Origin of the sequence: Klebsiella sp. KPN54798 (assembly GCF_021184225.1) — a bacterium.
In the GTDB taxonomy this organism is placed as follows: Bacteria; Pseudomonadota; Gammaproteobacteria; order Enterobacterales; family Enterobacteriaceae; genus Klebsiella; species Klebsiella pneumoniae.
Genome location: NZ_CP089234.1, coordinates 2,984,324 through 2,997,528, shown reverse-complemented (window position 1 = coordinate 2,997,528; position 13,205 = coordinate 2,984,324). Strand labels below are relative to the sequence as shown.

Annotated in this window: 14 protein-coding genes; 8 read left to right on the top strand and 6 right to left on the bottom strand. The window is 59.3% G+C overall.

Annotated elements, in window-relative coordinates; genetic code table 11:
- Nucleotide 1: 1 nt before the first annotated feature.
- The gene (locus LPQ25_RS14515; protein ID WP_014907706.1) at nucleotides 2-871 is read left to right on the top strand and encodes an MBL fold metallo-hydrolase; all 870 of its coding nucleotides are present in this window, start codon (nucleotides 2-4) and stop codon (nucleotides 869-871) included.
- On the top strand, nucleotides 864-1,775 hold the full coding sequence (locus tag LPQ25_RS14510) for an NmrA/HSCARG family protein (RefSeq protein WP_014907705.1): 912 nt from the start codon (nucleotides 864-866) through the stop codon (nucleotides 1,773-1,775). The genes LPQ25_RS14515 and LPQ25_RS14510 overlap by 8 nt, the downstream gene beginning before the upstream one ends.
- A gap of 56 nt (nucleotides 1,776-1,831) precedes the next feature.
- Here the strand turns inward: LPQ25_RS14510 and LPQ25_RS14505 are convergent, their stop codons facing one another.
- Nucleotides 1,832-2,380: a TetR/AcrR family transcriptional regulator gene (locus LPQ25_RS14505; RefSeq protein ID WP_004179582.1), complete on the bottom strand. Its 549-nt coding sequence runs from the start codon at nucleotides 2,378-2,380 to the stop codon at nucleotides 1,832-1,834.
- Between the two features lie 88 nt (nucleotides 2,381-2,468).
- Between LPQ25_RS14505 and LPQ25_RS14500 the strand changes: the two genes are divergently transcribed.
- A complete protein-coding gene (locus LPQ25_RS14500; RefSeq protein WP_014907704.1) occupies nucleotides 2,469-3,503 on the top strand; it encodes an NADP-dependent oxidoreductase in 1,035 nt (344 codons plus the stop codon).
- 44 nt (nucleotides 3,504-3,547) lie between these two features.
- On the opposite strand, the gene LPQ25_RS14495 is transcribed toward LPQ25_RS14500, so the two are convergent.
- On the bottom strand, nucleotides 3,548-4,723 hold the full coding sequence (locus LPQ25_RS14495; RefSeq protein WP_234599468.1) for an aminotransferase class I/II-fold pyridoxal phosphate-dependent enzyme: 1,176 nt from the start codon (nucleotides 4,721-4,723) through the stop codon (nucleotides 3,548-3,550).
- A 220-nt stretch (nucleotides 4,724-4,943) separates the two neighbouring features.
- On the opposite strand from LPQ25_RS14495, the gene LPQ25_RS14490 reads away from it, so the two are divergent.
- From LPQ25_RS14490 to LPQ25_RS14480, 3 genes are read left to right on the top strand one after another with little or no spacing between them, the layout of a single operon-like run.
- Nucleotides 4,944-5,750 (top strand): MetQ/NlpA family ABC transporter substrate-binding protein, encoded by an 807-nt coding sequence (locus tag LPQ25_RS14490; RefSeq protein ID WP_014907702.1) that lies wholly within the window; start codon nucleotides 4,944-4,946, stop codon nucleotides 5,748-5,750.
- A gap of 8 nt (nucleotides 5,751-5,758) precedes the next feature.
- A complete protein-coding gene (locus LPQ25_RS14485) occupies nucleotides 5,759-6,772 on the top strand; it encodes a methionine ABC transporter ATP-binding protein (RefSeq protein WP_014907701.1) in 1,014 nt (337 codons plus the stop codon).
- Complete coding sequence (locus tag LPQ25_RS14480; RefSeq protein WP_014907700.1) at nucleotides 6,765-7,433, top strand: methionine ABC transporter permease; 669 nt, start codon at nucleotides 6,765-6,767, stop codon at nucleotides 7,431-7,433. The genes LPQ25_RS14485 and LPQ25_RS14480 overlap by 8 nt, the downstream gene beginning before the upstream one ends.
- 28 nt (nucleotides 7,434-7,461) lie before the next feature.
- Here the strand turns inward: LPQ25_RS14480 and LPQ25_RS14475 are convergent, their stop codons facing one another.
- The 3 genes from LPQ25_RS14475 to LPQ25_RS14465 form a co-directional block, all read right to left on the bottom strand.
- Nucleotides 7,462-8,661, bottom strand: a complete 1,200-nt coding sequence (locus LPQ25_RS14475; RefSeq protein WP_014907699.1) for an amino acid aminotransferase — start codon at nucleotides 8,659-8,661, stop codon at nucleotides 7,462-7,464.
- Nucleotides 8,662-8,699: 38 nt separating this feature from the next.
- Nucleotides 8,700-9,314, bottom strand: a complete 615-nt coding sequence (locus LPQ25_RS14470) for a YitT family protein (protein ID WP_234599467.1) — start codon at nucleotides 9,312-9,314, stop codon at nucleotides 8,700-8,702.
- 251 nt (nucleotides 9,315-9,565) lie between these two features.
- Complete coding sequence (locus LPQ25_RS14465) at nucleotides 9,566-10,045, bottom strand: Lrp/AsnC family transcriptional regulator (protein WP_002902405.1); 480 nt, start codon at nucleotides 10,043-10,045, stop codon at nucleotides 9,566-9,568.
- 334 nt (nucleotides 10,046-10,379) lie between these two features.
- Between LPQ25_RS14465 and LPQ25_RS14460 the strand changes: the two genes are divergently transcribed.
- Together LPQ25_RS14460 and LPQ25_RS14455 are read left to right on the top strand one after the other, a co-directional pair.
- On the top strand, nucleotides 10,380-11,759 hold the full coding sequence (locus tag LPQ25_RS14460) for an amino acid permease (protein ID WP_014907698.1): 1,380 nt from the start codon (nucleotides 10,380-10,382) through the stop codon (nucleotides 11,757-11,759).
- Between the two features lie 250 nt (nucleotides 11,760-12,009).
- Entirely contained in the window at nucleotides 12,010-12,756 is a 747-nt protein-coding gene (locus LPQ25_RS14455; RefSeq protein WP_014907697.1) for a hypothetical protein, read from the top strand.
- 112 nt (nucleotides 12,757-12,868) lie between these two features.
- On the opposite strand, the gene LPQ25_RS14450 is transcribed toward LPQ25_RS14455, so the two are convergent.
- On the bottom strand, nucleotides 12,869-13,063 hold the full coding sequence (locus LPQ25_RS14450; RefSeq protein ID WP_004176404.1) for a hypothetical protein: 195 nt from the start codon (nucleotides 13,061-13,063) through the stop codon (nucleotides 12,869-12,871).
- Nucleotides 13,064-13,205: the final 142 nt, after the last annotated feature.

Sequence of the window (13,205 nt, the reverse complement as noted above, 5' to 3'; positions counted from 1 at the left end):
AGTGATGCAAACTTACCAGACAGGCGATAGCCTGATTTTCAAAGTGCCGGAGCGCGAGATTTCCCTGCAGCCGGCAGCGCTCTATCCAGAGGCGTTCCCGGTAGCGGAGGCGGAGGCCGTTATTCAGCCGATTGCGCTGTCAATCCACAGCTGGGTGGTGCAGACCCCCTACGATCTGATTGTTATCGATACCGCCACCGGCAATGGTCGGGAGCGCGGGGGCAATCCGCTCTATCATCAACTTAACACGCCGTATCTGGAGAATCTCCGCGCCGCGGGGGTGAACCCGGAGGACGTGACCCTGGTGCTACTGACTCACCTGCATACCGACCATGTCGGATGGAATACCGTCTGGCAGGACGATCGCTGGGTGCCGCTGTTTCCCAACGCCCGCTATCTGTGCTCGGCAAAAGAGCTGTCGCGGGTGAAAAACAGCGAACGCTACCGGGCGCTGTGGCTTGACAGCCTGCTGCCGGTGATTGAGGCCGGCCAGCTGGAGACCGTCGATGTGGCGACCCGGCCGCGGGTCGGCGGTCGGATCGACTTTATTCCCACCCCCGGCCACAGTCCGGACCATGCCGCGCTGGTCCTCGCCGCCGGAGATGACTACGCCTGTTTCTCCGGCGATCTTCTGCATTCCCCGATCCAGTTTGCCCATCCGCAGTGGAATTCAGCGTTCTGCGGCGATCCCCGGCAGGCGGAAGTCTCGCGACGGGAGATGATGGCGTGGGGGGCAAGCCATCATGCTCAATGGTTCACCGGGCATTTTGCCGGGCCTTCCTGCGGCTGGCTGGAGAAGGATAAGCAAGGTGACTATCGCTGGCGAGAGGCCGGGAAACAGGCTGCAGATAAGGGGAACAGTGATGAATAATGCGCAAAGCGTGTTGGTTTTTGGCGCCACCGGTCAGCAGGGCGGCTCGGTGGCGCGGGCGCTGCTGCACCGCGGCTGGCGGGTTCGGGCGCTGGTCAGGGATCCTTTCTCCGCCGGGGCCGCTGCGCTGGCGGCGCGGGGAGCCGAGCTGGTCGTGGGTACCTTTGAAGACCGGGCGGCAATGCGGTCGGCGATGGCCGGGGTCGACGGCGTCTTCAGCGTCCAGCCCAGTTCGCCGGGAGGGACGGTGACCGATGAGCAGGAGGTACGCTACGGGATAACCATCGCCGATCTCGCCGTCGAGTGCGGGGTGAAGCATCTGGTGTACAGCTCCGGCAGCGCGACGGGGGAGACGCCGACCGGCGTAGCGCATTATGACACCAAAGCGGAAATTGAACGGCATATTCGCCGCCTGCCGCTGGCGGCGACCATCGTGCGGCCCGCCACCTTTATGGAGCTGCTGGTGATGCCTGGTTTTGGCCTTGATGAAGGTCGTTTTCAATTTTTTATGTTGCCGGAGGGGAGAATGCAGGTGCTGGCGGTGGAGGATATCGGCCATCTTGTCGCGGCGGTTTTTGCCGCGCCGGCGCGGTTTGCCGGCAAGACGTTCGAGATCGCCAGCGACAGCGTGACCGGTCGTCAGCTGGAGTTGTTATTCTCCGCGGCGGCGGGACGGCCGATCCCCTATTCGCGATTTTCCGACGAGGTGCTGGCCGCCAGTCCTTTTCTGCACAAGCTGACCGGGCTGGTGGACGACGGGCGGCTGGCCGGGCACGCCGACCTCGACGCCCTGCGCCAGCTGCACCCGCAGCTGCACACCTTCGCCGGCTGGCTGGCAGGCCCCGGCCGTCCCGCCTTCGAGCGGGCGCTGACCAGCGGGGCTCGCTGGGCGTTTGATCGTTAAAGGCTGGTGTTCTGGTTACCCGCCAGGCGCGCTGTCTCGTCGGTGACCGGCCGCCGCTAGCCGGCAGTCAGGATCGCGTCGGCCAGCACCGCTAAAATCCGCTCTGCGCGCGGGGCATGGGACGGTTGCTCCCGCAGCCAGGCAAGCGCGGCGATCAGATCGAACAGCTCCTCTCCGCTGAGATCTGGCCGTGCCAGCCCGGCCTGCTGTGCGCGGGTAAGCAGCGACGTACCGGCGGCGCGCAGGGCAACGCAGGCGCTGTGCAGGGCGGACTCAGGATCGTCGATGGCGCTCATCAGCGGGGCGATGATCCCGCGATGCTGATGGGTAAACGCCACGCTCTCGGCCAGCCACTCCAGCAGCGCCGCGGCAGGATCGGCGGCGAGCAGAAGCGACTCAGCCCGGGCGGTTAGCGCCGCAAAGCGGCTGCGGAGCAGGGCTTCCAGCAGGCTGTCGCGGTTGGGAAAGTGGCGATAGAGGGTTCCCATTCCGACGCCCGCCCGGCGGGCGATATCGCGCAGCGAGGCCTCAGCGCCTTGCTCCACAAAGACGTCCCGGGCCACCTCGATCAACAGGTCATAATTTTTTCTGGCATCAGCTCTCATTGGCGTTCCTTGACAATCGGAGCACTGCTCCATATATTCGGAACAGTGCTCCGTTAAATATAACGCATTTCCATATGAGGAGAAAGCGATGTCGACGCAGATGATGAAGGCTGTTCAACAGCACGCCTTTGGCGGGCCGGAAGTCCTGAGCTATGAGGATGCGCCCATGCCGGTGCTGCAGGCCGGCGAGGTGCTGGTGCAGGTGCACGCGGTGGGCGTGAACCCGCCGGACAGCTATCTGCGCGATGGCTATCAACAGCTGCCCCCGGAGTGGCGGCCCGAGGTCCGCTTTCCCTTGATCCTCGGGACCGATCTCTCCGGGGTGGTGGTGGCGCGGGCGGATGACGTCCGGGAGGTGGCGGTCGGCGACGAAGTGTATGCTATGGCGCGTTTTCCCGAAGGGGCGGCAGGGGGCAGCCGCGCTTACGCCGAGTACGTTAGCGTGCCGGTCAGCGACCTCGCTCGCAAACCCCTAACCCTGATCCATCAGCAGGCTGCCGCGGTGCCGATGTCGCTCCTCACCGCCTGGCAGTTCATGATCGATCCCGGGCATGAGGTGGCGAATCCGCTGCAGCCGGGGCCGCATCGGCCGGTGCCGCTGGCGGGTAAACGCGTCCTGGTCAACGGCGCGGCAGGGGGAGTCGGTCATTTCGCCGTGCAGCTGGCGAAGTGGCAGGGCGCCGAGGTGATTGCCGTCGCCGCGGGCCGCCATGAAGCCTTTTTACGTCAGCTCGGCGCCGATAGCGTTATCGACTATACAACCACCGCAGTGGAGGAGACGGTGCGTGACCTGGATCTGGTCATTGATGCGCCGGGCGGGCCGGCCAGCGGCCGTTTTTTGCGTACCCTGCGACCCGGCGGCGCGCTGTACCCGATCTTTCCGCTCGGCTTTGCCGGGGCGGAAGAGGCGCGACAGCGCGGAGTGACGGTCTCCACCACCCAGGTACGCTCCAGCGGCGCGCAGCTCGCCCGGCTTGCCGACCTGCTGGACGCCGGGATCATCCGGGTTGCAATTGACAGCGTTTTCCCCCTTGCGCAGGCGCAGATGGCGCATGAGCGAGCAGCGCAGGGGCATCTTGAGGGCAAAATCGTGCTGTCGGTGATGGACTCGTCAGCCGGGTAATCCCCGACGGCCAGGGTTGCGTTTTTGCTTCTCCCGGCGGCGGACTAAAACAGCGCCAGCCGGGCAAGACGGTCCAGCGCGTTGCTCAGCGCCTCGTCCCCTGCGGTCAGGCTGATGCGAATAAATCCTTCTCCCCCTGCGCCAAAACCCGTGCCCGGCGCCACCAGAATATGCGCTTCCTGCAGCAGCAGGCGGGCAAACTCCTGCGAACGGTAGCCGGGCGGCACGCCGAGCCAGAGGAAGAAAGTGCCTTGTGCGTCACGCGCCGGCCAGCGCAGCGCGGCTAGTCGACGCAGAACCCACTCCCGACGTTGATGATAGACCGCCGTCAGCTGCGTAATCCGTTCGGCCGGCAGGTTGAGCGCGGCGATCGCCGCATCCTGAATCGCGCCAAACACCGTACTGTAGCTATGGGTGTGCAGCTTTTTAAACGCCCGGATAATCGAGGCGTTGCCGACCGCGAAGCCGAAGCGCCAGCCGGCCATATTAAAGGTCTTGGAAAAAGTATAGGTTTCCACTCCCCATGCTTTCGCGTCGGGCTGGGAGAAGAGGCTCAGCGGCGCATCGCTGGCCGCGCTGCCGATGGCCGCATAGGCAAAATCATGGAGGATCGGCACCTGGTGACGACGAGCAAACTGCAGCGCGCTGGCGAACAGCGCCGGCGTGGCGAGGGCGCCGGTTGGATTATGCGGATAGTTAAGCACCACCAGCCCGGCCTTGTCAGCGACTTCCCGGGGAAGATCGTTAAAATCCGGCAGGAAATGGTTCTCCGCCCTGAGAGGCAGGCCATAAAACGCCGCCTGGGACTGCAGCGCCGCCGAGCGGTAAATCGGATAGCAGGGATCGGTGGAGATGAGGTATTGCCCGGGGCTGAGCAGCGCCCGCGGGATGCCGCCTATACCGATATGCGACCCCTGAAACACGGCGACTTCGCTGTGCGGATCGAGTTCCACATCATACTGCCGGCGATAGAACCGGGCGATCGCCTCGCGGACCTGTGGTTTGCCCCAGAACGACGGGTAGCCATGGTTTTCACGACGATGAATAGTGCTCTGCAGCGAGTCGATCACTTCCGGCGGGGTGGGTTGATCCGGACTGCCGCTGGAAAGATCGATCAGCGGCAGCGCTTCGGTGTTGACCTCCGCGGCCAGTTTTTCCAGCAGGCTGAACAGATTCTCTTCCAGGGCGTCCACCAGCGGCGAAGCAGTAAAATCAGGCATAACATTCCCGGTTTAAATCACGAATAATTAACCATCTTTAAGGGATTTATAGCGGCTGGCTAAATAACAATATACGCAAAAGATTCTTGTTTTTAAGATATGTCGGTATAGCAAAAGTTAATGAGGAATTAGCAAAAGGAAATTCGGCGTTCTGGCTTACAACCCACAGTCGGCTGTGATTTAATCGTTCAATATCGCCAACCCTCCAGGAAAATACCTTATGAACAAGTCAGTTGCGCGCGGGATCGCTTTCGCCCTGTTGTCGGCCACCTCTTTTTATGCCGCCGCCGACGCTCATCTTATCCGCGTCGGCTTTAACCCCGGGCCGTATAAAGAACAATTTGAGAAAGGCGTCGCGCCCTATTTATTGAGTAAAGGGTATAAAATCGAATATAAGGATTTCAGCGACGGTATTCAGGTGAATGACGCGGTAGCCCGCGGCGATATCGAAGCGAATATTATGCAGCATCCGGTATATCTGAAAGCAATTAATGAGCGGCTGGGGATCGATAACGTGGGCATTGTGCAGGTCCCCACGCCGCCGATGGGGCTGTATGGTGGGAAACTGACCACCCTGGGGACCCCGGCGGCGGGCACCGTCGTGTCGGTACCAAACCAGCCGTCAAATGAATATCGCGCGGTACTGGTGCTGGAGAGCCTTGGCTGGGTGAAAATTAAACCAGACAGCGATCCGGCCACTTTTTCGCAGCGTAACATCGTAGATAATCCTTACAAAATTGTCCTAAAAGAGATGGATAATGCCCAGCAGGTTCGCGCTCTGCCGGACGTCGACTATGGCCTGATTCAGGGCAATTTTGCCGTCTCCAGCGGTATGTCCCTGACCTCGGCCTTAAAGCTGGAAGCAGCCACCAGCCATTTTATTAATGTCGTGACCGTCGCCGGTAAAAATCAGAAGGCGCAGTTTGCCAAAGATATTATCGATGGCTACCACTCGGCCGAGTTCAAAAAATATATTCTCAGCCATCCGCAGTATGATGGTTACCTGCTGCCTGACTATTTAAAATGAATAACGCGATGATAGAATTTCGCCACGTCAGTAAAAGCTTTTCCAGGAAAGGACATCCGGTTCTGGCCTTGCAGGATATTAATCTCAGCATTGAGCGAGGCGATATTTTTGGCATTATTGGCTACAGCGGGGCAGGAAAAAGCACCTTATTACGGCTGATTAATCGTCTGGAAACGCCTGGCGAGGGCGAGGTACTGTTAAACGGCGAGCCGCTACAGGACTGCAGCGGCCAGCGCCTGCAGGCCATCAAAAAAGATATCGGCATGATCTTTCAGAATTTTAATCTGCTGAATTCGAAAACCGTTTTTCATAACATCGCCATCCCGCTTATTTTACAGGGGCGCGACAAGGCCTTTATCCAGGCGCGGGTGGCGGAACTGCTGGCGTTCGTCGATCTGAGCGACAAAATCCACAGCTACCCTAATGAGCTGTCGGGCGGACAAAAGCAGCGGGTCGGTATTGCCCGGGCGCTGGCCACCAACCCGTCGGTCCTTCTATGCGATGAAGCCACCTCGGCGCTCGACCCCCACACTACGGTGCAGATCTTACTGCTTTTGCAGGAGATTAATCGTCGGTATGGCATCACCATCGTACTGATCACCCATGAGATGTCGGTGATCCAGAAAATCTGTCACAAGGTGGCGGTGATGCAGGCGGGCCGTATCGTTGAACAGGGGGCGGTTTTTGATCTCTTTGCTCAGCCGCAGCATCCGGTCACTGCCAGTTTCGTGCAGTCGGTGGTGCACGACCGCCTGCCGCAGCGGGTGGCGTCGTTCCTGCAGCGCGATAACGGCGCCCGGGCTTTACGCCTCGAATTTGTCGGCGCGACGGCGCAGCAGCCGATTATTAACCACCTGATCCGCGAGTATGCTGTCGAGGTGAATATCCTGTTTGCCAGCATGTCTGAAGTTCAGGGCCGGATTCTGGGATTTATGATTGTGCAACTCCTCGGCGAGCCTGACGAAACCGACCGCGCCATCACCCATCTGGCCGATGCAGGAGTGAAAATCACCCATGTTTGATCTTATTGATACCGCCATTACCGGCGATCAGTTTCTGCTGGCGCTGCATGACACGCTGATTATGGTCGCCGTCTCGCTGGGCTTTGGCGCGCTGATCGGCGTACCGTTAGGGATTTTGCTGGTGGTTTGCCGTCCCGGCGGCATCGTGGCCAACCCGGTGGTGCATCAGGCGCTGAATCCGCTGATTAACGTGCTGCGTTCGCTGCCGTTTATCATTTTGCTGATTGTGATCCTGCCCTTTACCCGACTGCTGGTGGGCACCACTATCGGCACCGCGGGGGCCATCGTGCCACTGATCGTTTTTGTCGCCCCCTACATTGCCCGGCTGGTGGAGAGCTCACTGCTGGAGGTGGATGAGGGGATCCTCGAAGCCGCGGATGCGATGGGCGCGACCCCCCTGCAGACGGTCTGGCATTTTATGCTGCCGGAGGCGGCAGCGTCGCTGATTCTGGCCCTTACCACGGCGACCATCGGTCTGCTCGGCGCCACCGCCATGGCGGGTACAGTGGGCGGCGGCGGGATCGGCGACCTGGCGATCACCTACGGCTATCAGCGTTTCGACGCCTTTGCCACTCTCACCACCGCCCTGGTGCTGATTGTTATTGTCCAGCTTATTCAGACGCTGGGGACCCGCCTGGCTCGCCGGCTGCGTCGCGATTAATCGCTCTACCGCGCCGGGGTTGACCCGACTAGCGTGCGCAGACCGCGGCGAAGGCGCTGGCTACCCGCGCAATATTGCCGTGGTTGAGCCCGGCCACGCAGACCCGACCGCTGGCGATCAGATAGATGCCATGCTCTTGACGCAGAACGTCTACCTGATCGGCGCTAAAGCCGGTGTAACTGAACATGCCGCGCTGGGTCAGCAGATAGGAAAAATCCCCCGCCGGCAGGGCTGCCTGCAGGGCCTTCACCAGCGCGACGCGCATGGCGCTGATGCGGGTGCGCATGGCCTCCACTTCTTCCTGCCACAGGGCATTCAGCTCGGGATCGTTGAGCACCTGCGACACCACCTGGGCGCCAAACCCCGGCGGGCTGGAGTAGTTGCGGCGCACGGTGGCTTTCAACTGGCCCAGCACGCGCCCGGCGGCATCGGCGTTGTCACAGACCACCGACAGGCCGCCGACGCGCTCGCCGTACAGCGAAAAAATCTTCGAGAACGAGTTGCTGACCAGCGCCGTCAGCCCGGCGCTGGCGATGGCGCGAATGGCATAGGCATCTTCATCCAGCCCGCGGCCAAAGCCCTGGTAGGCAATATCGAGGAACGGGATCAGCTCCCGGACGATCACCACCTCAATCACCCGATCCCACTGCTCGGGGGTGAGATCGGCCCCCGTCGGATTATGGCAGCAAGGATGGAGCAGCACGATGCTGCGCGGCGGGAGCTGCTGGAGGGCGGCAAGCATGGCGGGGAAATTGACCCCGCGGGTGGCCCTGTCGAACCAGGGATAGGTATGCACCTCGAAGCCCGCCCCGGCAAAGATGGCCACATGGTTCTCCCAGGTCGGATCGCTGACCCAGACCGCGGAGTCGGGGAAGTAGCGCTTGAGGAAATCTGCGCCCACCTTCAGCGCGCCGGAGCCGCCCAGCGTCTGGATGGTGGCGATGCGTCCGGCACGCAACGCCGGATGATGTTCGCCAAACAGCAGGGTCTGGACGGCGCGGCGATAGGGCGCCAGTCCCTCCATCGGCAGATAGAGGCTGGCCTTTTGCAACTGGCTCTGCAGCCGGTCAGCGGCCTGACGGACCGCCTCCAGCTGAGGAATGATGGCCTGCTCGTTATAGTACAGCCCGATGCTGAGGTTAACTTTGTCTGCCCGGGGATCCTGTTGAAAGGCTTCCATCAGGGACAGGATAGGATCGCCCGCGTAGGCGTCAACGTTCTGGAACACAGTGGTTACTCCTGAAATGACCGTTAAAGGTGAAGCCATTACACCGCATAGCGTCCGGGGCGGTGGTTCATGGCGATAATCGAATTCAAAATCACGGCGCCGAGGACAGAGACCAGCAGCATCGGCAGGCTAACCACCCACAGCGAGGCGGTGACGATGCAGGCGTCCACTACCATCTGGAATTTACCGGCGCGGATGCCGCTTTTATCCTGCAGATAGAGGGCCAGAATATTGACGCCGCCGAGACTCGCTTTATGGCGGAACAGCACCACAAAGCCGATGCCGACCATGATGTTGCCGAAGAGGGTGGCGTAATAGGGGTTCAGGCGATCGACATGGATAAAGTAGCCGTGCAGGTCGGAGAACAGCGACACCAGTCCGACCGCGCAGAAGGTTTTCAGCGTGAAGGCGGCGCCCATCCGCCGGACGGAGAGCCAGTAGAAGGGCAGATTAATGGCGAAGAAAACCACGCCGAACGGCAAGTGGGTGGCGTAGTGGATCAGAAAGGCCATGCCCGCCGTCTCGCCGGTCAGGGCGCCAGCCTGGCGAAAGAGGATAATGCCAAAGGAGATCATCAGCGTGCCGAACAGCAGCGCCAGGGCATCCTCCAGCCAGGTGTGGGTCAGTTTTTCAGGGGAAAGGACGTTATCCATAAATAAGCACTATCTTTTCGTTAACAAGGATAAGCTCTTGTTTGCAAAAATCGCACCAGAGGAGCGTGCCCTGGCGAGCGTTTGCGGAAAAAATAGCCGTGGTTTAGCCTAACCTGTTGTTCTGACAGGAAGAGGAAATTGCACGGGTCGTGCGTTTTATGGTTTCCGAATGCGTGAATTGTGCGAATTTGCCGCTTGTCGCGCATTGTCTGGCCCCGCGTCTGCACCAGCGCAGGGCACTGTGCCCCGGTTCAGCGCAGCGGGGTCGTGCCCGGCATCAGCTGGCCGTTCTCTTTAAGGCGGTTGAGCACGACGGCGGTTTTCAGATGGGCCACCCCTTTGTTTTGCGCCAGAATATGGCTGATCAAATGGCTCAGACCGGGCAGGTCCGGGACCGTTACCCGCAGCAGATAATCGGCGTCGCCGGTGGTTTTCCAGGCGTCCAGAATGGCGTCCACTTCACTGAGCATCTGATGAAAGCTCTCCACGCATTGCGGGGTGTGATTCAGCAGACGCACCTCAATCAGGCCAAGCATCTCCTGCCCGGCTGCATCCGGCGCCAGACGCGCATGGTAGCCGAGGATAAGCTGTGCCTGTTCAAGGGCGATACGGCGGCGCGAACACTGGGAAGCGGACAGGCCGATAAGCTCGCTCAGCTCCTGATTGGTTAAACGGCCATTGGCCTGCAGCAGGGTAAGTATTTTCAGATCATAGTCGTCGATGTTGTACATAGTGGCCACTAGCGGAACGTAAAAGTGGCTACCAGCCTAACAGTTTTTTGCCTGGCGTGAAGCCTGAGCGGACGGCGGCAAACCGGATGCACCAAAACGGGTCGGGTTCATGCATTAATCCGCTCTTTTTCTCATGATCTGTGCGTTATCTGGCCAGTTTTCGCGTGTGATGCGCCAGGTCGGCGCCGACATGACCAGCTACCGGAACTGATTTGAAAAGAATATTTGAATATATTTCAATTAATTAATTTTTGTCTGACGCTGCAAGGCGCTCCGCTGGCCTGAAAGTTGCTACCGGCGAACGTGACTTTTTACAGACAGGGGCAGGTCAGAGATGACAACGCAGCAAGAGCATCAGTTAAAACGCGGGTTAAAAAACCGCCACATCCAGTTGATCGCCCTCGGGGGGGCGGTCGGCACCGGACTGTTTTTAGGTATCGCGCAAACGATCCGTATGGCAGGCCCGTCGGTCCTGCTGGGGTACGCCATCGCCGGGGTTATCGCTTTCTTTATCATGCGTCAGCTTGGCGAAATGGTGGTAGAGGAGCCGGTGGCGGGGTCGTTCAGCCATTTCGCCAACCGTTACTGGGGGCCCTTCGCCGGGTTTATGTCCGGCTGGAATTACTGGGTGTTGTACGTGCTGGTAAGCATGGCGGAGCTGACGGCGGTGGGGATCTATATTCAGTACTGGTGGCCGGAGGTACCCACCTGGCTGTCGGCGGCGATCTTCTTCGTGGCGATCAACGCCATCAACCTGACGCACGTCAAAGTGTATGGCGAGCTGGAGTTCTGGTTCTCGATTGTCAAAGTGGCCGCCATCATCAGCATGATCGCCTTTGGCTGCTATCTGTTATTTAGCGGTCACGGCGGCCCGGCGGCGACGGTGGCCAACCTGTGGCAGGACGGGGGATTTTTCCCTAACGGCATCACGGGCTTGGTGATGGCCATGGCGGTGATCATGTTCTCCTTCGGCGGGCTTGAGCTGGTGGGGATCACCGCGGCGGAAGCCGACGAACCGCATAAAACCATTCCCAAAGCCACCAACCAGGTGATCTACCGTATTCTGCTGTTTTACGTGGGGTCGCTGGCGGTCCTGCTGTCACTCTACCCGTGGCGGAACGTCGTGGAAGGGGGAAGCCCCTTTGTGCTGATCTTTCACGCCATTGACAGCAATATTGTGGCCAACGCCCTCAATCTGGTGGTGCTCACCGCCGCGCTGTCGGTCTACAACAGCTGCGTCTACTGCAACAGCCGGATGCTGTTCGGCCTGGCTCAGCAGGGCAACGCCCCGCGTGCGCTGCTGCGGGTGAACCACCGCGGGATCCCATTGACCGCCCTGGCGGTATCCGCCGTCGCCACGGCGCTTTGCGTGGTGATTAACTATGTGATGCCCGGGAAAGCCTTTGCCCTGCTGATGGCCCTGGTGGTGGCCGCCCTGGTCATCAACTGGGCGATGATCTGCATCACTCATCTTAAGTTCCGCCGCGCCATGCAGCGGGCGGGGAAGGTAACGGCTTTCCAGAGTTTCGCCTATCCCCTGACAAACTGGCTGTGTCTGCTGTTTCTCGCCGCGATCCTCGGGGTGATGTATCTGATCCCGGACATCCGCATCTCCGTCTGCCTGATCCCGGTATGGCTGCTGATCCTTGCTGCAGGCTATCTGCTGCGCAGGAAAAGCGCGCCGGCGCCGGTGGCGGCGCTTGAGGAGCGTTAATCTGCGACGCCCTGCCTGGCGGCAGGGCGATATTATTGCGCTGAAAATATATAGCGCCAATATATAGGATGGTTTATATAATTACGATAAATGATAACTAACAATATCACGCTGAATATAAATTAGAATGTGAGGAGACCGCGCGCTTTTTATTGATCTTGCGTACCGCTTTGCTACTATCCAGCCGGCATTGAGACTGTATTTAATAATGCCTGGAAATGGAATAGTAAAAACCATAATGGAGTAGGGTATGAAGCATGTGCACAAGCTGGCCTGGATAGGCCTGTTCGTCAATATTATTATCTGTTTTGTCGCGCGTAATTTATTACTCGATGAAGGACAACTGAATTTCCATCGTGGGGTGGACAGCATGTGGTCCTGGCTGGTGCTGGCCCTGTTTATTGCCGTGGTGGTTCAGGCGATCAGCATAATGCTGTCAGGCCGCTACCCTTATCTGGCCATCGTCCTGGCGTTTGTTGGCGGTATCGTGATGGTGCCCGCCAGCGTGATCTTTCTGGTGGGTAGTCTGTTCAGCTTGCAAACGCGGATTAACGCCGGATTTACGCCCTGGCGATCAACCACGGCAGTGGGCGAGGCTGATAACCAGCAGCTATTAACCTTTAATGCCTCAGGCTTTTATCCCCAAGGGGCGCTGGCGCTCATCGCCGGGATCATTATTTTAATGATTGGCATGGGGATAGGCGGAGTATTTATTGCCGCTGGTATTGTTGCGCTGTGCAATGGCTATCGTCTGCAAAATCGGGTGGTGATTGGCGTGAGCGGCGAGTCGATGATATTTACGCCGGGGCTCTATGCCGATACCTACGTTATTCCCTTGCGGGATGTTGCCGTAGTTGAACGCAGCAATAATGATGCGAAAGTCCGACTGCTGATCCGTTCCAGCGGCAGAAGCTTCACGTTGCGTAAAAAACTGCTCGCCGGCGATAAGGTTAATGACGCCTTCGCCGCCATTCTGGCAAAACTGACTACCGTTTAATGCTGGCAGAATAGAGAAGCCGCCAGGCGGCGCGAGGCGTCCTGGCGGTGAAAGGTGGGGTTAGCCTGCGCGGCTACCGCAGCAGCTTGTCTCTTACGAACAGCACTGCCTGTTAATCCACGTTAGTAAAATAATCGCGCGCGGCGGTCTCGACGCGTTTCGCATCCAGCCCGGTCTTCTCAGTGATCTGTTCGATAAACGATTTAAATTTTTCGCTCATCACGTTACCCCCTTCCCAGTGGGCGACGTAAAATTTGCACTGATAGCGATAAAAATGGAGAGTGGTATCTCCTAACGTGTAATACATGCGCTTCTCCTGTCCGGTAGTACGGTTGCCGCGTCCACAGCGTCAGCAACCTCTTTCTCATTACGATCGATCTGCATTCTATCCTCCTCCCAATTGGCTGAAATTTCCAGCGGTGCTTTGCGCCATGGAGCAGGATAAAGCA

Bases quoted from the DNA above. Each gene is read 5' to 3' on its own strand.
- LPQ25_RS14510 (WP_014907705.1), top strand. From the start codon at position 864: ATGAATAATGCGCAAAGCGTGTTGGTTTTTGGCGCCACCGGTCAGCAG.
- LPQ25_RS14505 (WP_004179582.1), bottom strand. From the start codon at position 2,380: ATGAGAGCTGATGCCAGAAAAAATTATGACCTGTTGATCGAGGTGGCC.
- LPQ25_RS14500 (WP_014907704.1), top strand. From the start codon at position 2,469: ATGTCGACGCAGATGATGAAGGCTGTTCAACAGCACGCCTTTGGCGGG.
- LPQ25_RS14495 (WP_234599468.1), bottom strand. From the start codon at position 4,723: ATGCCTGATTTTACTGCTTCGCCGCTGGTGGACGCCCTGGAAGAGAAT.
- LPQ25_RS14490 (WP_014907702.1), top strand. From the start codon at position 4,944: ATGAACAAGTCAGTTGCGCGCGGGATCGCTTTCGCCCTGTTGTCGGCC.
- LPQ25_RS14485 (WP_014907701.1), top strand. From the start codon at position 5,759: ATGATAGAATTTCGCCACGTCAGTAAAAGCTTTTCCAGGAAAGGACAT.
- LPQ25_RS14480 (WP_014907700.1), top strand. From the start codon at position 6,765: ATGTTTGATCTTATTGATACCGCCATTACCGGCGATCAGTTTCTGCTG.
- LPQ25_RS14470 (WP_234599467.1), bottom strand. From the start codon at position 9,314: ATGGATAACGTCCTTTCCCCTGAAAAACTGACCCACACCTGGCTGGAG.
- LPQ25_RS14465 (WP_002902405.1), bottom strand. From the start codon at position 10,045: ATGTACAACATCGACGACTATGATCTGAAAATACTTACCCTGCTGCAG.
- LPQ25_RS14460 (WP_014907698.1), top strand. From the start codon at position 10,380: ATGACAACGCAGCAAGAGCATCAGTTAAAACGCGGGTTAAAAAACCGC.
- LPQ25_RS14455 (WP_014907697.1), top strand. From the start codon at position 12,010: ATGAAGCATGTGCACAAGCTGGCCTGGATAGGCCTGTTCGTCAATATT.
- LPQ25_RS14450 (WP_004176404.1), bottom strand. From the start codon at position 13,063: ATGTATTACACGTTAGGAGATACCACTCTCCATTTTTATCGCTATCAG.